Origin of the sequence: Streptomyces caelestis, assembly GCF_001279005.1 — a bacterium.
Taxonomy (GTDB): Bacteria; Actinomycetota; Actinomycetes; order Streptomycetales; family Streptomycetaceae; genus Streptomyces; species Streptomyces heliomycini.
Map to the genome: position 1 here is coordinate 18,089 of NZ_LGCN01000230.1, position 18,760 is coordinate 36,848.

Here is an 18,760-nt window from a genome sequence, read left to right on the forward strand (position 1 = left end):
CTCAGTGCGCGGACCCCGACAGCTGCAGCCCGATCACCCCGACGATCACGAACGTGATCGACACGATCTTCAGGGTCGACACCAGGTCCCCGAGGAACACCATCCCGTAGACGGCCGTCCCCGCCGCGCCGATCCCCGTCCACACCGCGTACGCGGGCCCCACGTCCAGCTTCTTCAGCGCCAGGGTCAGCAGTCCGAAGCTGCCCAGCGCGAACGCGCAGAACGCGATGGTCGGCCACAGCCGGGTGAAGCCGTGCGACAGCTTCAGGCACACGGCGAAACCGGTCTCGAGCAACCCGGCCACGATGACCAGCAGCCACGCCATGTGTCGTCCTCCCGCGTTCCCACGTACAGTGACCGCTTCGTCGGCTTCGGGTCCGGCTCGGTGCGATTATGCACTTACCGTCCGGAGGTCACGACAAACAACGCGGAGGTCAGTCGCCCTCCGTGCGCTCCCGCGTCGCCAGCAGTCGCCGCAGCGAGTACAGCCGCGCCGGATCCGCGTGCCCCTCGGCCACCCACGCGTCCAGCGCGCAGTCCGGCTCGTCGTGGCTGCACGCGCGCGGACAGCCCTCCGTGCCCGACTCGAGGTCGGGGAAGGCGTGGATCACCCGGGACGGGTCGACGTGGGCGAGCCCGAAGGACCGCACCCCCGGTGTGTCGATCACCCAGCCCTCGGCCCCCGCCAGCGGCAGCGCCAGCGCGGACGTCGTCGTGTGCCGTCCCCGTCCGGTCACCGCGTTGACGTGTCCGGTCGTACGCCGTCGCTCCTGCGGCACCAGCGCGTTGACCAGCGTCGTCTTGCCGACCCCGGAGTGCCCCACGAACGCGGTGATCCGGCCGTCCAGGTGCTCCCGCACCCGGTCCGCGGCCTCGCCGCTCTCCAGTTCCGCGCGGCTGGTCACGACGTACGGGATGTCGAGGTCGCCGTACAGCTCCAGCAGCTTGTCCGGCGGCGCGAGGTCCGACTTGGTCAGCACCAGCAGCGGTTCGAGACCGCCGTCGTACGCCGCGACCAGACAGCGGTCGACCAGCCGCGGGCGGGGTTCGGGGTCGGCGAGGGCGGTGACGACGGCGAGCTGGTCGGCGTTGGCGACGACGACCCGCTCGTAGGGGTCGTCGTCGTCCGCGGTACGGCGCAGTACCGACGCGCGCTCCTCGATCCGCACGACCCGCGCGAGCGTGTCCTTCTTCCCGGACAGGTCGCCCACGATGGCCACCCGGTCACCGACCACGGCCGCCTTGCGGCCCAGCTCGCGGGCCTTCATCGCCAGCACGGTCCGGTCGTCGACGAGGCAGGTCAGCCGGCCCCGGTCCACGGTGAGGACCAGCCCCGGGGCCGCGTCCTCGTGCTTGGGCCGGATGTGGGTGCGCGGCCGGTTGCCCTTGCGGTGGGGACGGGAGCGGATGTCGTCCTCGTCGGTGTGCTTGCCGTAGCGGCGCATGGTGAACCCCTACGCCCCGAGCATCCCGGTCCACAGCTCGGGGAAGTCCGGCAGGGTCTTCGCCGTGGTCGCCACGTTCTCGATCTGCACCCCCTCGACCGCGAGGCCGATGATCGCGCCGGCGGTGGCCATGCGGTGGTCCTCGTAGGTGTGGAAGACCCCGCCGTGCAGCCGGCGCGGGCGGATGTGCAGCCCGTCGGCGGTCTCGGTGACGTCGCCGCCGAGCTCGTTGATCTCCTTGGTCAGCGCGGCCAGCCGGTCCGTCTCGTGCAGCCGCAGGTGGGCCACGCCCCGCAGGGTGGACGGGGAGTCCGCGAGCGCCGCCACGGCCGCGATGCCGGGCGTCAGCTCGCCGACCTCGCCGAGGTCCACGTCGACGCCGTGGATCGACCCGGAGCCGGTGAACACGAGCCCGAACTCGGTCAGCTCGCAGGAACCGCCCATCTCGGTGAAGATCTCCCGCAGCCGGTCACCGGGCTGGGTGGTACGGGCCGGCCAGTCCGGAACGACGACCTTGCCGCCGGTCACCAGCGCCGCCGCCAGGAACGGCTGGGCGTTGGACAGGTCCGGCTCGATGGTCAGGTCCCGGCCCAGCAGGGCGCCCGGCGTGACCCGCCAGACGTTCGGCTCGCCGCCCGATTCGGGGGTGTCCACCTGGGCGCCCACCGCGCGGAGCATGTCGACGGTCATCCGGATGTGCGGCAGGGACGGCAGCGTCTCACCGGTGTGCCGGACCTCGACACCCTGGTTGAAGCGCGGCGCGGACAGCAGCAGGGCGCTGACGAACTGGGAGGAGGAGGACGCGTCGACCTCCACGGTGCCGCCGTCCAGGGCGCCGCCGCCGTGCACGGTCATCGGCAGGGTGCCGCGGTCCTCGTCGTCGATCCGGGCGCCCAGCCGGCGCAGCGCGTCGATGACACCGTTCAGCGGACGCTCGTACGAGCGCGGGTCGCCGTCGAAGCGGACGGGGCCGTCGGCCAGCGTGGCGACCGGGGGCAGGAACCGCATCACCGTGCCGGCGTTGCCGACGTCGACGGTGGCCGGGCCGCGCAGGCCGGTCGGGAGCACCCGCCAGGCCTCGCCGGTGCTGTCCGGGCCCCCCGCGACGGAGGAGCTGGACGACACCGTCTCCTCGATCTCGACGCCCATGGCGCGCAGGGCGCCGGCCATCAGCAGGGTGTCGCGGGAACGCAGCGGGCGGCGCAGCCAGCCGGGCTCGGAGGCGAGGGCGGCGAGGACGAGGGCACGGTTGGTGACCGACTTGGACCCGGGCACGTGGACCGTCGCGTCGACGGCTCCGCTCGCGTGCGGGGCGGGCCAGAGGGCGGTGTGCGCGGAGTTTCGGGCCATGGGGACCACTCTATAAGGAGGGGGAGCGGGTAGGCCGTTCGTCGGTCGCGGATCCGTCATGCCTGTTCGCACCCGTGCTGCGGAGCCGCGCACCGGCACGGCCCAGGGGCCCCGCGGGCCGTCTCCGTCCGCGGCCTCCCCGCGCTCGCGCCCTACAGCCCCAGGAGCCACCTGCCCCCGCCCAGCAGCGCGCAGAGCGACACCGCGTGGAACAGGAACAGCCACAGGCCCGCCGGCACGTGGGTCAGGCGCGAGAGCTGGTCCGCGTCGGAGTCGCCCGCGCCGCCGCGTGACCGCTTGGCCTGGAGCTCGAAGGGCGGGCGCACCCCGCCCAGGAGCAGGAACCAGACCACGGCGTACGCGAACGCCGCCTGCACCTGGGGCCCGGTCAGCCAGGACACCAGGACGAACGTACCGCCCGTGACGAGCACCGACACCGCGCCGTACGCGTTGCGGATCATCACCAGCATCGCCACCAGCAGCGCCGTGGCCAGCCACAGCAGCAGCGTGATGCGGCCGGCGCCGAGCAGCGCGGCGCCGCCCAGCCCCAGCAGCGGGGGAGCGGTGTAGCCGGCGGCGGCCGTGAGGATCATGCCGATGCCGTGCGGTTTTCCGCGGCTGACGGTCAGGCCGCTGGTGTCCGAGTGCAGACGTATCCCCGTCAGCGTGCGGCCGGTGAGCAGCGCCACCAGGCCGTGCCCGCCCTCGTGGGCGATCGTGACGGCGTTCCGGGACAGCCGCCACAGCCCCTGCGGTACGACGACGGCGGCCGCGGCGACCAGTGTGGCGACGACCACCCACACATCCGGGTCGGGCTGGGTGCCGGAGACCTCGTCCCAGAGGGAGGCGAGTGAGGCGGACGCGGTGCTGACCATGCTTTCCATCTGTTTCCGATTGCTCCCTCTGCGCGGACGGAGTCTGGCAGTGTTGCATGTATGTGCGGACGGTATGCAGCGAGTCGCAGGCCCGAGGATCTCGCAGGAATCTTCGAGATCGAGAAGTGGGAGCCGGAGGAGGCCCTGGGGCCCGACTACAACGTGGCGCCGACCAAGGAGGTCTACGCCGTCCTCGACCGTGCCCTGAAGGACGCGGCGGACCCGCGTCCGGTTCGGCAGCTGCGGAAGCTGAAGTGGGGCCTGGTGCCCTCCTGGTCCAAGACGCCCGAGGGCGGGGCCCGGATGATCAACGCCCGCGCGGAGACCGTCCACGAGAAGCCCTCCTACCGCCGCGCCTTCTCCTCCCGGCGCTGCGTCCTGCCCGCCGACGGCTACTACGAGTGGGTCACCGGCAAGCAGGAGCGGGACCTGGAGGTCGAGGGGAAGAAGAAGCGGCCCCGCAAGCAGCCCTACTTCGTGACGCCGGCCGACGGCTCGGTGTTCGCCATGGCCGGGCTGTACGAGTTCTGGCGGGACAAGACGCTGCCGGACGACCACCCCCAGGCCTGGTGGGTGACGTGCTCCGTCATCACCACCGAGGCGGAGACGAGCCCGCTCGCGGTGTCCCCGGCGGACGGCCCGCACACCCTCGCCGAGATCCACCCGCGGATGCCGCTGATGCTCACCCCGGACCGCTGGGACGCCTGGCTGGACCCCGCCCGCACGGACGTCGGCGAACTGCGCGAACTGCTCGCCCCGCCGCCCCCCGGCCTGATGCGCGCCTACCCGGTCCCCACGGCGGTCAGCAACGTCCGCAACAACGGACCGGAGCTGCTGACCGAGCTGGCCGCGCCGGAGGAGGGCACACTCTTCTGACGTGACCCCCGACACGACAGACGCGACGGACACGGCAGGCACGACCGAGACCGTCGAGACCGGCGCCGGCACCGCCCGCGTCACCTGGCACCACGCACGTGACCGCGCCCGCCTCGTCCTCGCGGTGGGCCACGGCGCCGGCGGCGGCATCGAGGCCCGGGACCTGAAGGCTCTCGCCGCCGGACTGCCCGCACACGGGGTGACCGTCGCCCTGGTCGAACAGCCCTGGCGGGTGGCCGGCAAGAAGGTGGCCCCCGCGCCGAAGACCCTCGACACCGGCTGGCGCGGCATCTGGCCCGCGCTGGCGAAGTCCGGCCTGCCGGTGATCTCGGGCGGGCGCAGCGCCGGAGCCCGCGTCGCCTGCCGCACCGCCACGGAACTCGGCGCGCACGCCGTGCTCGCCCTGAGCTTCCCCCTGCATCCGCCGGGCAGGCCCGAGAGGTCCCGCGCCGACGAACTGCTGGGCACCGGCGTGCCCACGCTCGTGGTCCAGGGCGGCAACGATCCCTTCGGCAGGCCCGAGGAGTTCCCCGAGGGGGGCTTCGAACTGGTCGAGGTCCCCCGCGGCGACCACGGTCTCGCCGTGCCCAAGCGGGCGGACATCACGCAGGACGCGGCCGTGGCGGTCGTCACCGACGCCGTCGCGCGGTGGACCGGCACGCTCGGCTGACCCCGGGAATGCCCGGGCGGTTCCCGATGTTGGGACGGTCGTACGTGCCGGCCGACGGCACCACCGCCGTAGGAGAGGAAGTCCGCCGCATGGGTTCGACAGCCTGCCCGACCCGCAGCAGCCGCGCCGACCTGGACTGGACGGTGCTGCACGCGGCCAAGACCGCCCCCATTCGGGCGGCGGGCGGACCGGATCGTCGTCTATCCTCCGATTCGGGTGGGGCCGCCTTCGGTCCCACGACAACTCTGGAGGAGGTGGGTCCGGTTCCCGGTACCGACGCAGGGACCGAACACGGCCAGGCGGAGCAGCCCGAGGGCCAGGGCGGCACGGGCGCGGAGTCGACCGCGGAGCGCAGCGCGCGCTTCGAGCGGGACGCGCTCGAGTTCCTCGACCAGATGTACTCGGCCGCCCTGCGCATGACGCGCAACCCGGCCGACGCGGAGGACCTGGTGCAGGAGACGTACGCCAAGGCGTACGCGTCCTTCCACCAGTTCCGCGAGGGCACCAACCTCAAGGCGTGGCTGTACCGGATCCTCACCAACACCTTCATCAACTCGTACCGCAAGAAGCAGCGCGAACCCCAGCGCAGCGCGGCCGAGGAGATCGAGGACTGGCAGCTCGCGCGCGCCGAGTCGCACATGTCCACCGGTCTGCGCTCCGCGGAGTCGCAGGCGCTGGACCACCTGCCCGACTCGGACGTCAAGCAGGCGCTCCAGGCGATCCCCGAGGAGTTCCGCATCGCGGTGTACCTCGCCGATGTGGAGGGCTTTGCCTACAAGGAGATCGCGGACATCATGGGGACACCCATCGGTACGGTGATGTCCCGGCTGCACCGTGGCCGCCGTCAGCTGCGCGGCATGCTGGAGGACTACGCGCGCGAGCGCGGACTGGTCCCGGCCGGCGCCGGGGAGTCGAACGAAGCGAAAGGCTCGGGGTCATGAGCTGCGGAGAGCCGCACGAGACGGATTGCAGCGAGATCCTCGATCATCTCTACGAGTTCCTCGACCGTGAGATGCCGGATTCCGACTGCGTGAAGTTCGAGCACCACTTCGAGGAATGCTCGCCGTGCCTGGAGAAGTACGGGCTCGAGCAGGCGGTGAAGAAGCTGGTCAAGCGCTGCTGCGGACAGGACGACGTGCCGGGCGACCTGCGCTCCAAGGTCATGGGCCGGCTCGACCTGATCCGCTCCGGCCAGGCCGTCCCCGACCAGGACGTCACGGCCGCGCCGGCCACCCCGCAGGAGTCCTGACACTCCGCGGTTCCCCGGCCTCTGTGTCACTCGAACGTGCTAATCCGCGGGTTATCGGCCCGTGGAGGCACGCCCCGTCGCCCTAGGCTCCAGAACCTGGCAGGCGGCAGGCCGAGTGCCGGCGGGCACGGTCGGGAGGGGTTCATGGAGGCGTTACCGGCGCGGGCCCGCGCGTATGTCGCCTGTGTCACCGTACCGGCCCTGCTCTGCCTGCTGCCGCTGGTCCCCGGAAGCCCGGTGCCGCCGCCGGGCGGCGCCCGCTTCTCCTGGTGGGCGGTCGCCCTGCTCGCCGCGCTGTACGCGGGCTGCGAGCACCTCGCCCGGTCGCGTCCGGCCGCGGCCCCGCACCCGGGCGGAGCCTTCCACCCCGTCCTGCTCGCCGGGGCCTTCCTGCTGCCACCGCCCGCCGCGGCGCTGGTCGCGCTCCCCGGGGCGCTGCTGCTCCCCGTGGAACGACGTCCGTACCCGGCGCGCAGGCTCTGGCGGGCCGGCCGGCTGGTGCTCGCCGTGTGGGCGGCGGGCCGGGTCCACCTGGCGGTCGGCGGCCGGGAGGCGGTGGCGGACTGCGACGTCCCGGGCGCACTCGGCACCGCCGGGGCCGCGGTGCTGGCGTTCTGCCTGGTGCTCACCCTGCTGGACGGCGGCTTTCCGGCGCCCGGCGCGCTCCCGCGCGGGAGGCGGATCTCGGCGCCGGCCGCCTGGTGGCGGCTGTTCCTCAGGTCGCTGGCGCCGATCACCGTGCACGGCCTCGCCGGACTCATGATGGCGCTGCTGTGGCGCAGCCCCTACGGTCCGGTGGCCGCGCTGCTCGTGCTGCCGCCGATGGGCGTCTCCTGGTGGGCGTTCGCCCAGTACCACCGGGAGCGGGCCGCCCATCAGGCGACGATCCGCGCGCTCGTCCAGGCCGTCGACATCAAGGACGGCTACACGCGCGGGCACAGCGAACGCGTCGGACGGGCGTCCATGATGATCGCGCGGGAACTCGGCATGGACGACGAGCGCGTCGAGGTGCTCCGCTTCGCGGGCATCCTGCACGACGTCGGCAAGCTCGGCGTGCCCACCCGGCTGCTCACCAAGGACGGCCCGCTGACCCCCGAGGAGCGCCGGGTGATCGAACTGCACCCCGAGTACGGGCACGAGATGGTGCGGGGGATCTCCTTTCTCGGCGAGGCCCGCGCGGCGGTCCTGCACCACCACGAACGGCTGGACGGCACCGGCTACCCCTATGGGCTGTCGGGCGGTCAGATCCCGGAGTCCGCGCGGGTGGTCGCCGTCGCCGACGCCTTCGACGCGATGACCTCCAACCGCTCCTACAGCAGGGCGCGGCCCGTGCCCGTGGCGCTGGAGGAGCTCCGGCGGTGCGCGGGCGCCCACTTCGACCCGCGGATGGTGGCCGCGCTGGTCCGGGCGATCGGCCGGGCCGGCTGGCATCCGGCGGTGACCGCCGACGACCCCCGGCCGGCCGGCGGCGACACGCGGCCCGACGCCGTGCCCGGGCCCGTCGCACCGGCCGTCGGCCGGCCCGGGGCGCGCCGATGAGGCCCCGGCTCCACACCGTCGTGCACCTGTGCGCCGCCGTCCTCGCCGCAGGTTCCCTCGGCGCCACCCTCTACAACGGCGTCGAGCAACGCGGTGCCGCCCTCGCCTTCGGGGTGCTCATCGCCGTCGGCGAGCTCACCCGGCGCAACGGGACGCGGATCAGGGAGGCCGCGCCGCTCGCCGCCGCGGGTTCGCTGTCGTACGCGCTGCTCGGCGAGACCGCGGGGCGGCCCACCCAGCACGGCGCCGCCCAGGTCGTCACCGTGGTGCTCGCCGCGTCCCTGCTCGGCAGCGTGCCGCACGTCGGGCGTGGCGGGGGCCCGGCCCTCGACCCGTCGGCCCGCAGGGTGCTGACCGTCGGGTTCGCCGCCGTGTGCTTCCAGCCGCTGTACAACCGGGGCGTCTTCGACGGCTGGGGAGGCCCCGCCCACGCGCTGCTGCTGCTCGCCCTGCTGTGCCTCACCGCGCTGTGCGACGCCGTGCTCGCCGCCGCGCTGGCCCACTCCCGCACCGGATGGCCCTTCCTGCCGACGCTGCGCGGCGAACTGCGGGCCGTGCCCGGCATCGGGGCCGCCGTCATCGCCACGGGCGCGGTGATGGCGCTCGGGGTCGCGGTCGTGGGGCTGTGGGCGCTGCCCGTCTTCTCCGTGCCCCTGCTGCTCGCACAGCTGTCCTACCGGCGGTACGCCGCCGTGCGCGCCACCTACCGGCAGACCATCGCCTCCCTCGCGCGGGCCACCGAGATCGCCGGATACACCCCGGCCGGGCACGCCCGCCGGGTCGCCGGGCTCAGCCGGGCGGTGGGCCGGGACCTCGGGCTGACCGAACCCGAACTGACCGTGCTGGAGTACGCCGCCCTGATGCACGACATCGGCCAGCTCAGCCTCGTCGACCCGGTCCCCGACGGCGCCACCGCCGTCCTGCCGGTCACCGAACAGCGGCGGATCGCGCTGCTCGGCGGCGCCGTGGTGCGCCAGACCGGGGTGGACCCGCGGGTGGCCGCGATCGTCGAACGCCAGGCCGACCCGCACCGGGAGCAGCCGCTCGCCGCGCGTATCGTCCGGGTGGTCAACGCGTACGAGGAGAAGTCCCGGGAAGGAGGGCCGGGCGGGCCGCTGACCGCGCTGGAGGAACTGCGCCTGGGCACCGCCGGCGCGTACGCGCCAGAGGTGGTCGAAGCACTGGCCCGGGTGCTGTCACGGAACACGGAGGGTGCGCGTGAACACGGAGGCCGATCGTGGCGAGGGCCACGCACGGGACTGTCTGACCCCGGCCGAGGCTGGGTAACCCATGGGTAATGAGCGTCCTCGTGGCCGTACGTGGTTGGATGCGAAGGAGAGGGTGTCCGGGGGCGCGGACGGGCACAGCCAGCCCACCGACGGAACTGGCAGGCGGGAATCGTGAGGATCTTCGGCAAGGGACGGCACCGGCCCTCCGCCTCCTGGCGGCAGGCCACGGACCGTGCGTTCACGCTCATCGGCGACGGCCGGTACGAGGACGCGGGCGCGCTGCTGACCCGTGCCGCCGACCTGGAGCCCTGGTTGTCGGAGTCCTGGTTCAACCTCGCGCTGCTGCACAAGTTCCGGCACGACTGGGAGCAGGCGCGGGCCGCCGGACTGCGGGCCGTGGCGCTGCTCGACCGCGACACCGGGGCTCCCGACTGGTGGAACGTCGGCATCGCCGCCACCGCCCTGCAGGACTGGCCGCTGGCCCGGCGGGCCTGGCAGGCCTACGGACTCAAGGTGCCCGGCCCGGCCACCGACTCCGGCGAGCCCCTCGGCATGGACCTGGGCAGCGCGGCCGTACGGCTGTCCCCGGAGGGGGAGGCGGAGGTGGTGTGGGGGCGACGCCTCGACCCCGCCCGGATCGAGGTGCTGTCCATTCCGCTGCCGTCCTCCGGGCGCCGCTGGGGCGAGGTCGTCCTGCACGACGGCGTGCCGCACGGGGAGCGGAGCACCGCCGCCGGGCACACCTACCCGGTGTTCGACGAGATCGAGTTGTGGGCTCCCTCGCCGGTGCCGACCTGGGTGGTGCTGCTGGAGGCCGCGACCGAGGCCGACCGGGACGCGCTGGAGCAGCTGGCCTCCGACGCCGGGTTCGCGGCCGAGGACTGGTCGTCCTCCGTGCGGCTGCTGTGCCGGATGTGCTCGGAGTCCCGGATGCCGTCCGACGAGGGGGAGGGCGAGCACCTGGATCCGCACGACCACAGCGAACCGGGGCACCCCGGGCCGCTGGGGCACCGTACGGACGGGCAGTCGTGGGTGCCCGAGCGGGAGTGCGGGGTGGCCGCGCCGGCTTCGTTGGTCCGGGGGTTGCTCGACGGGTGGGTCGCGGACAGCCCGGACTCCCGGGACTGGCGGGACCTGGAAGAGGTGTGCTAGAAGCGCCGCCGGCCGCGGGTCCGTCGTGGCCGGTCGCGCCCACGCGGCGGAGCCGCACAGCGACCCGGTCCCGTGCTCCCGCAGGGGCGCGGGACCGTACCCTTGTCAGATCACGACCCCGGTTTTACTCAGGAAGGCACACGTCGGTCATGGCTCAGCAGGACACCGATCAGCAGCACGCGGGCGTGCTCCCCGTCGACGACGAGGGGTACGTCATCGACACGGAGGACTGCGAGGAGCGCGAGACGGGGTGGCGGGAGCGCGGCACCTCGCGCCCGATCACCGTGGTCGGCAACCCGGTGCTGCACCAGGAGTGCGAGGACGTGACGGACTTCGGCGACGAGCTCCAGCAGCTGGTCGCCGACATGTTCGCCAGCCAGCGCACCGCCGAGGGCGTGGGCCTGGCCGCCAACCAGATCGGCGTGGGCAAGAAGGTCTTCGTCTACGACTGCCCGGACGACGAGGGCGTGCGGCACGTCGGTGTGCTCTGCAACCCCGAGCTGGTCGAACTGCCCGCCGAGCGGCGTCGGCTGGACGACAGCAACGAGGGCTGTCTGTCGGTGCCCACGGCGTACATGCCGCTGGCCCGCCCCGACTACGCCGAAGTGACCGGTCAGGACGAGAAGGGCAACCCCGTCCGGGTCCGCGGCACCGGCTACTTCGCACGGTGTTTGCAGCACGAGACCGACCACCTCTACGGCTACCTCTACATCGACCGACTGTCCAAGCGCGAACGCAAGGACGCACTGCGGCAGATGGCCGAGAACGAGCCGCGTTATCCCGTGGTGGCCAACGGCTGACCGGCCTCCGGAGCCCCTCCTTCTCCTCGTCGACGGCGCCCGATCGAGCATTTTTTCGATCGGGCGCCGTTCGTTCGTGCGGCCCCTGTCGTGGCGAAAGAAGCAAATCCGGTCCCAGAACGGTCAGTTGTGGTGCTGAATAGAGGTACGGGGATACGCACGGCGTGCGCCCGGCTCGGGGCGGGCGTACGCCGACCGGCGGCAGAGAGGGGATTGTTCGTGCATGCGTTGTCACACGGCACCACATCGACACCGACCACCATCGCGGTTCCACCGGCGTTGTCCCTTCCGGTGATCGAGGCGGCTTTTCCCCGGCAACTCCACCCGTATTGGCCGCGACTTCAGGAGAAGACCCGGGCGTGGCTGCTCGAAAAGCGGCTCATGCCGGCGGACAAGGTGGAGGAACACGCCGATGGCCTGTGCTACACCGACCTTATGGCGGGCTACTACATAGGCGCCCCCGACGGCGTCCTGCAGGCGATAGCGGACTACAGCGCGTGGTTCTTCGTCTGGGACGACCGGCACGACCGTGACATCGTCCACGGCCGCGCCGCCGCCTGGATGCGGCTGAAGGACCGGCTGCACAGGGCCCTCGACAGCCCCGGTGACCACCTGGGGCACGAGGACCCGGTGGTGGCGGGGCTCGCGGACAGCGTGGAGCGGCTGTACGCGTTCCTGCCGGGCGGTTGGAACGACCGGTTCGCCCGCCACTTCCACGAGGTGATCGAGGCGTACGACCGGGAGTTCCGCAACCGCACGGAGGGGATCGTCCCCACCGTCGAGGAATACCTGGAACTGCGCCGGCTCACCTTCGCGCACTGGATCTGGACCGATCTCCTGGAGCCGAGCGCGGGAAGCGAACTGCCGGACGAGGTACGGCAGAACCCCGCCTACCGGAAAGCGGCGCTGCTCAGTCAGGAATTCGCCGCCTGGTACAACGACCTGTGTTCGCTGCCGAAGGAGATGGCGGGAAATGAGGTGCACAATCTCGGCATCAGTCTCGTCATCCACGAGGAACTCACGCTCGAAGAGGCGATCACGGAAGTGAGGCGTCGCGTCGAGGAATGCATCAGCGAATTCCAGGACGCCGAACGGGACGCCCTGCGTTTCGCGGACACCCTCGACGACGGCACGGTGGCAGGAAAGGAGACGAGTGCCGCCGTACGCGCCTGCGTCGGCAACATGCGGAACTGGTTCAGTTCCGTCTACTGGTTCCACCACGAGTCCGGCCGGTACCGGGTCGACAGCTGGGACGACCGGTCCACACCCCCGTACGTCACCAACGAAGCGGCAGGTGAGTCATGAGCGTCGAGCCGGCGAACCCCAGGGCGGCCGAGGTGTCCCCGCTGCGCGAGCCCCCCGTGGCCGGCGGAGGAGTGCCCGTCCTCGGCCACGGCTGGAAACTGGCGCGCGATCCGCTGTCCTTCATGTCCCGGCTGCGCGACCACGGCGACGTGGTGCGCCTCAAGCTCGGTCCGAAGACGGTGTACGCCGTCACCACCCCCGCCCTCACCGGGGCGGTGGCGCTGAGCCCCGACTACATCATCGCCGGACCGCTGTGGGAGTCCCTGGAGGACCTGCTCGGCAAGGAGGGCGTCGCCACCGCCAACGGCCCGCTGCACCGGCGCCAGCGCCGCACCATCCAGCCCGCGTTCAAACTCGACGCCATTCCCGCGTACGGGCCGATCATGGCGGAGGAGGCGTACGCGCTCGCGGAGCGCTGGCGCTCCGGAGAGGTGCTGGACGTCACGGCGGAGTCCTTCCGCCTGGCCGTCCGGGTCACCGCCCGCTGCCTGATGCGCGGCAGCTCCATGGACGCCCGGGCGGAGCGCGTCTGCGCCGATCTCGCCACCCTGTTCAGCGGCATGTACCAGCGCATGGTGGTACCGCTCGGGCCGCTTTACAAGGTGCCGCTGCCTGCCAACCGGGAATTCAATCGCGCGCTGGCCGATTTGCACGTCCTGGTCGACGAGATCGTCGCCGACCGGCGGGCGAGCGGTCAGAAACCGAACGATTTGCTGACGGCTTTGCTGGAGGCGCGGGACGAGCATGGCGATCCCATAGGGGAACAGGAGATCCACGACCAGGTGATCGCCATCCTCACGCCCGGCAGCGAAACCGTCGGAGCCACGGTCATGTCGCTCCTCCTGGTTCTCACCGAGCACCCGGAAGTCGGTGAGAGGATCCGCGAAGAGATGAAAACCGTCGTGGGCGACCGCCCGGTCGCATTCGAGGACGTCCACGAGCTGAGGTACACCGCGAATGTCGTCGTCGAGACCCTGCGGCTGTATCCGGCCGTATGGATATTGACCCGTCGCGCGGTGACCGACACGGAACTCGGCGGATACCGCATTCCCCGGGGCGCGGACCTCGTCTACAGCCCGTACGCGATCCAGCGCGACCGGCGGTCGTACGAGCGGCACGAGGAGTTCGACCCCGACCGCTGGCTCCCCGAGCGGTCGGGGAACGTGCCCAAGTACGCGATGAGCCCGTTCAGCGTGGGCAACCGCAAGTGCCCCAGCGACCACTTCTCGATGGCCGAACTCACACTCGTCACCGCGGTGGTCGCCTCCGCCTACCGCTTCGAGCACGCGCCCGGCTCCGACTCCCGGCCCCGGATCGGCATCACGCTCCGGCCGCGCGGCCTGATGCTGCGGGCGGTGCCCCGCTGAGCGACCGCGCGGCGCGCGTTCAGGCGGCTTCCGGGCCCCTGAACGTGCGCCGGCAGGCGTGCGGGGTGGCGCCGACGGCACGGGTGAAGTGGTGGCGCGGCGCCGCCGCGTTGCCGAAGCCGGTACGGCCCGCGATCGCGTCCACCGTCTCGTCCGTCGCCTCCAGCAGGTGCCGGGCCTGCCCGCCGTCGCGGTGCGGGGGTGGCGGGCGCAGGCGGTCCCGGAGCGGATGCCGAGTACGTGCGCACCCCGGTCCACCCCTCTGCGCAGGGCGTCCAGCAGCTCGGGCGGGAACTCCCGGGAGAGGTAGGAGACGCCGGCGAGCACGGCGAAGTCGTGGACCGGTGGGCCGTCGTCGCTGCGGTCGACGCCGAAGACCTCGCGGACGACATCGAGTCCGAAGGGAGCCACGCCGTCGAGGAGGGCGGCTGCCACGTTCTGGAGCATGGCTCCGGGGTGCTGCGCCCTTGGCGGTGGATCGAGGGTGTACGGCAGTCCTGCCACTGCCGGTAAGGAGCATCGGGCGTGAGCGGCGAATCGACCGGCAGATCAGGCAGGCCGAGGCCGCCCGTGCGGCCGCCGCGAGGAGCCGGCGGCCGCACGCCCGGCGGCGGGTGCCGCCCCGCGCCGCGCCGCACGAGCGGCGTGACGGCGGGGCGGCGCCCGGGCGCACGGCGTCCTAGAAGTCCTCGTCCAGGTCGACCGTGCCCTCCACGGCGACCTGGTACGCGGACGGGCGCCGCTCGAAGAAGTTCGTCAGCTCCTGGACGCCCTGGAGCTCCATGAAGGAGAACGGGTTCTCCGAGCCGTACACCGGGGCGAAGCCCAGCCGCACCAGCCGCTGGTCGGCGACGCACTCCAGGTACTGGCGCATCGACTCGGTGTTCATGCCCGGCAGCCCGTCCCCGCACAGGTCGCGCGCGAACTGCAGCTCCGCCTCGACCGCCTCGCGCAGCATGTCGGTGACCTGCTGCCCGAGCTGCTCGTCGAAGAGCTCCGGCTCCTCCTTGCGCACGGTGTCGACCACGTCGAAGGCGAAGGACATGTGCATCGTCTCGTCCCGGAACACCCAGTTGGTGCCGGTCGCCAGCCCGTGCAGCAGGCCCCGGCCGCGGAACCAGTAGACGTAGGCGAACGCCCCGTAGAAGAACAGGCCCTCGATGCACGCGGCGAAGCAGATCAGGTTCAGCAGGAAGCGGCGGCGGTCCGCCTGCGTCTCCAGCCGGTCGATCTTCTCCACCGAGTCCATCCACCGGAAGCAGAACTCGGCCTTCTCCCGGATGGACGGGATGTTCTCCACGGCCGCGAAGGCCGCCGCCCGGTCGTCCGGGTCGGGCAGGTACGTGTCCAGCAGGGTCAGGTAGAACTGGACGTGCACCGCCTCCTCGAAGAGCTGCCGCGACAGGTACAGCCGCGCCTCCGGGGAGTTGATGTGCTTGTACAGGGTCAGCACCAGGTTGTTCGCCACGATCGAGTCGCCGGTCGCGAAGAACGCGACCAGCCGGCCGATCAGGTGCTGCTCCTCGGGGCTGAGCTTCGCCAGGTCGGCCACGTCCGAGTGGAGGTCCACCTCCTCCACGTGCCAGGTGTTCTTGATGGCGTCCCGGTAGCGCTCGTAGAAGTCGGGGTAGCGCATGGGGCGCAGGGTCAGCTCGAAACCCGGGTCGAGCAGGTTCTTGGTTTCGCTGGTCATCACTGGCAGGCCTCGCAGGACTCGGGGTTTTCCAGGGAGCAGGCGACGGCCTCGGGGTCGGCCGCCTGCGGGACGGGGACGGTGGTCCGGGCCGCCGCGCGGGCGATCCGGGTCGCCGGGCGGGAGCGCAGGTAGTACGTGGTCTTCAGGCCCTGTTTCCAGGCGTACGCGTACATCGAGGAGAGCTTGCCGATGGTCGGCGTCTCCAGGAACAGGTTCAGCGACTGGGCCTGGTCGAGGTACGGGGTGCGGGCGGCGGCCATGTCGATCAGAGCGCGCTGCGGGATCTCCCAGGCGGTGCGGTACAGCCGCCGCACGTCCTCGGGGATCCAGGCGAAGCCCTGCACCGAGCCGCCCGCCTCGCGCAGCGCCTCACGGGTGCGCGCGTCCCACACGCCGAGCCGCTTCAGGTCGTCCACCAGGTACGAGTTGACCTGGAGGAACTCACCGGACAGCGTCTCGCGCTTGAACAGGTTGGACACCTGCGGCTCGATGCACTCGTACACGCCCGCGATCGACGCGATGGTGGCGGTGGGCGCGATCGCGAGGAGCAGCGAGTTGCGCATCCCGACGGAGGCGATCCGGGTCCGCAGCGCCGCCCAGCGCTCCGGCCAGGTGAGCTCGACGCCGTAGTGGTCGGGGTGCAGCACGCCCCGGGCGGTACGGGTCTTCTCCCAGGCCGGGAACGGGCCGCCGCGCTCGGCGAGGTCGGCGGAGGTCTCGTACGCGGCGAGCATGATCCGCTCGGCGATCCTCGTGGACAGGGCCTTCGCCTCCGGGGAGTCGAAGGGCAGCCGCAGCTTGAAGAAGACGTCCTGCAGGCCCATGGCGCCGAGACCGACGGGGCGCCACTTGGCGTTGGAGCGGCCCGCCTGCTCGGTCGGGTAGAAGTTGATGTCGACGACCCGGTCGAGGAACGTCACGGCCGTGCGCACGGTCTCGTCGAGGCGCTCCCAGTCGACGTCCCCGTCCGCCACGAAGGCGCCGAGGTTGACCGATCCCAGGTTGCAGACCGCCGTCTCCCCGTCGTCGGTGACCTCCAGGATCTCCGTGCACAGGTTCGAGGAGTGGATGACGTGGCCCGGTTCGGCGGTCTGGTTCGCCGTGCGGTTGGCGGCGTCCTTGAAGGTCATCCAGCCGTTGCCGGTCTGCGCGAGGGTGCGCATCATGCGGCCGTACAGCTCGCGGGCCGGGAGGGTCTTCCTCGCCAGGCCCGCCGCCTCGGCGGCCCGGTACGCCGCGTCGAACTCCTCGCCCCACAGGTCGACCAGTCCGGGCACGTCCGCCGGGGAGAACAGCGACCACTGCCCGTCGGCGTCCACCCGGCGCATGAACTCGTCCGGCACCCAGTGCGCGAGGTTCAGGTTGTGCGTGCGGCGGGCGTCCTCGCCGGTGTTGTCGCGCAGTTCCAGGAACTCCTCGATGTCGGAGTGCCAGGTCTCCAGGTAGACCGCCGCCGCCCCCTTGCGCCGCCCGCCCTGGTTCACGGCGGCGACCGAGGCGTCGAGCGTCTTCAGGAACGGGACGATGCCGTTGGAGTGCCCGTTGGTGCCGCGGATCAGCGAACCCCGGGCGCGGATGCGGGAGTAGGACAGACCGATGCCGCCGGCGTGCTTGGAGAGGCGGGCGACCTGGTGGTAGCGGTCGTAGATCGAGTCCAGCTCGTCCTTGGGGGAGTCGAGGAGGTAACAGGACGACATCTGCGGGTGCCGCGTGCCGGAGTTGAACAGGGTGGGGGAGGAGGGCAGGTAGTCCAGGCGGCTCATCAGCCCGTACAGCGCGGTGACCTCGTCCACGGAGCGCGCGCTGTCGTCCTCGGCGAGTCCGGCGGCGACCCGCAGCAGGAAGTGCTGGGGCGTCTCGACGACCTTGCGGGTGACCGGGTGCCGCAGCAGGTAGCGGCTGTGCAGGGTGCGCAGGCCGAAGTAGCCGAAGCGGTCGTCGGCCCGGGGGTCGATCAGCGCGTCCAGGCGGGCGGCGTGCAGCCGGACGAACGCGGCGGTCCGGTCGGCGATCAGGCCCTCGCGGTGCCCGGTCGCGACGGACCCGGTGAACGAGGTGACGCCCTGCGAGGCGGCCTCGGCGCGGATGCCGATGGTCAGCAGCCGGGCGGCGAGCCGGGAGTAGGCCGGGTCCTCGGAGATGAGTCCGGCCGCCGCCTCGGTGGCCAGCTCCCGCAGCTCCGCCGCGTCGGCGGAGGCGGACCGGCCGCGCAGCGCGGCGGCGGCGACCCGGCCGGGGTCGGCGTCCGGCAGGTCGGCGGTCAGCTCGGTCAGGGTCCGCAGCAGCGCGGCACCGGGGCCGCCGCTCTCCTCGGTCACGTCGATCGCTGAGGCCGGATCGGCTGGCGCGATGGTCACGTGGGGCTCTCCCTCGCTCGGCACGGGGCCTCGAGGAGGGCAGGGGCAGCACACGAGCGCACGCGGCGTCGCGTCCACCGGCCCACTCCACGAGGCCCGGACGTCCAGGCACCCGGACCGGACGGCCGGGCGCACTGTCGGCAGGTCCTCGGACTGACGCCCGTGCGCGCACCTCGGCGGGGGCGGGCATGGGTACACCGTTGCGGGACAGTTCCGGATTCACACCGGATTCCCCTGCGACGACAGCGAGCATGAGCATACATCTTGTGTCGGGTGTCGCCGACAACCCCATATGTTGTGTCGCGGAGGTGTCAGAGCGTCAACTCGTAGGTGAGCAGAGTGATGTCGTCCAGCTCCGGCAGAGGGTTCCAGTCGCGCTCGGGGGTGCGGGTGAAACCGAGCCGCTCGTAGACGCGGTGGGCGGCGCGCATGGTGCGCTGGGTCGACAGCACGACCCGCCCGCACCCCTCGACGGCCCGCGCCCGGTCCACGCAGGCGCGCACCAGCGCCTCCCCGGCGCCCCGTCCCCGGCCCGCGCGGGCGACCGCCAGCATCCGGATCTCCGCCTCGCCCGGCTCCGCTATGTCGGCCATCGGGCCGGGACCCGGCACGAAGGTCACCCCGCCCAGCACCACCCCGTTCGCCGCGGCGACCAGCACCTCGGCGGCGGCCGCCCGCTTCCCCACGTTCCGCAGCTCCCCGAGGTAGGGGTCGCTCCCCCCGAAGTCCAGCAGCCCGTCCAGCAGATAGGCCTGCGCGGTGATCTCACCGAGCTCTTCGTACTCGCCGGGCTCCACCGGCCGGATGACGATGTCCATGTACGGAGTGTGCCGGACGGGTACGACGACGG

At 72.2% G+C, this 18,760-nt stretch carries 17 protein-coding genes, 1 pseudogene and 1 riboswitch; of the genes and pseudogenes, 10 read left to right on the plus strand and 8 right to left on the minus strand.

What is annotated here, in order from left to right; genetic code table 11:
- Position 1 precedes the first annotated feature (1 nt).
- The 4 genes from ADK41_RS30075 to ADK41_RS30090 form a co-directional block, all read right to left on the minus strand.
- A complete protein-coding gene (locus tag ADK41_RS30075; RefSeq protein WP_030835143.1) occupies positions 2–325 on the minus strand; it encodes a DMT family transporter in 324 nt (107 codons plus the stop codon).
- Between the two features lie 109 nt (positions 326–434).
- Complete coding sequence (gene rsgA, locus ADK41_RS30080) at positions 435–1,445, minus strand: ribosome small subunit-dependent GTPase A (RefSeq protein ID WP_030835147.1); 1,011 nt, start codon at positions 1,443–1,445, stop codon at positions 435–437.
- 9 nt (positions 1,446–1,454) lie between these two features.
- Entirely contained in the window at positions 1,455–2,795 is a 1,341-nt protein-coding gene (aroA, locus tag ADK41_RS30085; RefSeq protein WP_030835151.1) for a 3-phosphoshikimate 1-carboxyvinyltransferase, read from the minus strand.
- Between the two features lie 152 nt (positions 2,796–2,947).
- Positions 2,948–3,670, minus strand: coding sequence for a M50 family metallopeptidase (locus ADK41_RS30090; RefSeq protein ID WP_030835156.1), 723 nt, complete (start codon positions 3,668–3,670; stop codon positions 2,948–2,950).
- A 60-nt stretch (positions 3,671–3,730) separates the two neighbouring features.
- Here ADK41_RS30090 and ADK41_RS30095 point away from each other — a divergent pair, with 60 nt between their 5' ends.
- From ADK41_RS30095 to ADK41_RS30140, 10 genes are all read left to right on the plus strand, one after another.
- Positions 3,731–4,546 carry an SOS response-associated peptidase gene (locus ADK41_RS30095; protein WP_030835159.1) on the plus strand — a complete coding sequence of 272 codons (816 nt, stop codon included), beginning with the start codon at positions 3,731–3,733 and terminating at the stop codon, positions 4,544–4,546.
- 1 nt (position 4,547) lies between these two features.
- The gene (locus ADK41_RS30100; protein WP_030835162.1) at positions 4,548–5,216 is read left to right on the plus strand and encodes an alpha/beta hydrolase family protein; all 669 of its coding nucleotides are present in this window, start codon (positions 4,548–4,550) and stop codon (positions 5,214–5,216) included.
- Between the two features lie 254 nt (positions 5,217–5,470).
- A complete protein-coding gene (gene sigR / locus ADK41_RS30105; RefSeq protein ID WP_030835166.1) occupies positions 5,471–6,157 on the plus strand; it encodes an RNA polymerase sigma factor SigR in 687 nt (228 codons plus the stop codon).
- The gene (gene rsrA, locus ADK41_RS30110; RefSeq protein ID WP_030835170.1) at positions 6,154–6,465 is read left to right on the plus strand and encodes a mycothiol system anti-sigma-R factor; all 312 of its coding nucleotides are present in this window, start codon (positions 6,154–6,156) and stop codon (positions 6,463–6,465) included. Before sigR ends, rsrA begins: the two co-directional genes overlap by 4 nt.
- 144 nt (positions 6,466–6,609) lie before the next feature.
- Positions 6,610–8,004: an HD-GYP domain-containing protein gene (locus ADK41_RS30115; RefSeq protein ID WP_030835173.1), complete on the plus strand. Its 1,395-nt coding sequence runs from the start codon at positions 6,610–6,612 to the stop codon at positions 8,002–8,004.
- Entirely contained in the window at positions 8,001–9,302 is a 1,302-nt protein-coding gene (locus ADK41_RS30120) for an HD-GYP domain-containing protein (RefSeq protein ID WP_051843565.1), read from the plus strand. Before ADK41_RS30115 ends, ADK41_RS30120 begins: the two co-directional genes overlap by 4 nt.
- Before the next feature lie 102 nt (positions 9,303–9,404).
- Positions 9,405–10,385 (plus strand): tetratricopeptide repeat protein, encoded by a 981-nt coding sequence (locus tag ADK41_RS30125; protein ID WP_030835179.1) that lies wholly within the window; start codon positions 9,405–9,407, stop codon positions 10,383–10,385.
- 149 nt (positions 10,386–10,534) lie between these two features.
- A complete protein-coding gene (def, locus tag ADK41_RS30130; RefSeq protein ID WP_030835182.1) occupies positions 10,535–11,185 on the plus strand; it encodes a peptide deformylase in 651 nt (216 codons plus the stop codon).
- 219 nt (positions 11,186–11,404) lie between these two features.
- Positions 11,405–12,490, plus strand: coding sequence for an epi-isozizaene synthase (gene cyc1, locus ADK41_RS30135; RefSeq protein WP_078662181.1), 1,086 nt, complete (start codon positions 11,405–11,407; stop codon positions 12,488–12,490).
- On the plus strand, positions 12,487–13,857 hold the full coding sequence (locus ADK41_RS30140) for a cytochrome P450 (RefSeq protein ID WP_030835188.1): 1,371 nt from the start codon (positions 12,487–12,489) through the stop codon (positions 13,855–13,857). Before cyc1 ends, ADK41_RS30140 begins: the two co-directional genes overlap by 4 nt.
- Before the next feature lie 19 nt (positions 13,858–13,876).
- Here ADK41_RS30140 and ADK41_RS40000 read toward each other — a convergent pair.
- The 4 genes and pseudogenes from ADK41_RS40000 to ADK41_RS30160 all read right to left on the minus strand — a co-directional run bounded on the left by ADK41_RS40000 (position 13,877) and on the right by ADK41_RS30160 (position 18,728).
- Positions 13,877–14,304: pseudogene (locus ADK41_RS40000) on the minus strand (hypothetical protein).
- Positions 14,305–14,536: 232 nt separating this feature from the next.
- Positions 14,537–15,550, minus strand: a complete 1,014-nt coding sequence (locus ADK41_RS30150; protein WP_030835193.1) for a ribonucleotide-diphosphate reductase subunit beta — start codon at positions 15,548–15,550, stop codon at positions 14,537–14,539.
- Complete coding sequence (locus ADK41_RS30155; RefSeq protein ID WP_030835197.1) at positions 15,550–17,910, minus strand: ribonucleoside-diphosphate reductase subunit alpha; 2,361 nt, start codon at positions 17,908–17,910, stop codon at positions 15,550–15,552. Before ADK41_RS30155 ends, ADK41_RS30150 begins: the two co-directional genes overlap by 1 nt.
- 122 nt (positions 17,911–18,032) lie before the next feature.
- A riboswitch (cobalamin riboswitch) is annotated at positions 18,033–18,209 on the minus strand.
- Positions 18,210–18,221: 12 nt separating this feature from the next.
- A complete protein-coding gene (locus tag ADK41_RS30160; RefSeq protein WP_030835200.1) occupies positions 18,222–18,728 on the minus strand; it encodes a GNAT family N-acetyltransferase in 507 nt (168 codons plus the stop codon).
- Between the last annotated feature and the right edge of the window lie 32 nt (positions 18,729–18,760).

Coding starts and splice junctions, on each gene's coding strand:
- ADK41_RS30075 (WP_030835143.1), bottom strand. CDS start 325: ATGGCGTGGCTGCTGGTCATCGTGGCCGGGTTGCTCGAGACCGGTTTC.
- rsgA (WP_030835147.1), bottom strand. CDS start 1,445: ATGCGCCGCTACGGCAAGCACACCGACGAGGACGACATCCGCTCCCGT.
- aroA (WP_030835151.1), bottom strand. CDS start 2,795: ATGGCCCGAAACTCCGCGCACACCGCCCTCTGGCCCGCCCCGCACGCG.
- ADK41_RS30090 (WP_030835156.1), bottom strand. CDS start 3,670: ATGGTCAGCACCGCGTCCGCCTCACTCGCCTCCCTCTGGGACGAGGTC.
- ADK41_RS30095 (WP_030835159.1), top strand. CDS start 3,731: ATGTGCGGACGGTATGCAGCGAGTCGCAGGCCCGAGGATCTCGCAGGA.
- rsrA (WP_030835170.1), top strand. CDS start 6,154: ATGAGCTGCGGAGAGCCGCACGAGACGGATTGCAGCGAGATCCTCGAT.
- ADK41_RS30115 (WP_030835173.1), top strand. CDS start 6,610: ATGGAGGCGTTACCGGCGCGGGCCCGCGCGTATGTCGCCTGTGTCACC.
- ADK41_RS30120 (WP_051843565.1), top strand. CDS start 8,001: ATGAGGCCCCGGCTCCACACCGTCGTGCACCTGTGCGCCGCCGTCCTC.
- def (WP_030835182.1), top strand. CDS start 10,535: ATGGCTCAGCAGGACACCGATCAGCAGCACGCGGGCGTGCTCCCCGTC.
- ADK41_RS30140 (WP_030835188.1), top strand. CDS start 12,487: ATGAGCGTCGAGCCGGCGAACCCCAGGGCGGCCGAGGTGTCCCCGCTG.
- ADK41_RS30150 (WP_030835193.1), bottom strand. CDS start 15,550: ATGACCAGCGAAACCAAGAACCTGCTCGACCCGGGTTTCGAGCTGACC.
- ADK41_RS30160 (WP_030835200.1), bottom strand. CDS start 18,728: ATGGACATCGTCATCCGGCCGGTGGAGCCCGGCGAGTACGAAGAGCTC.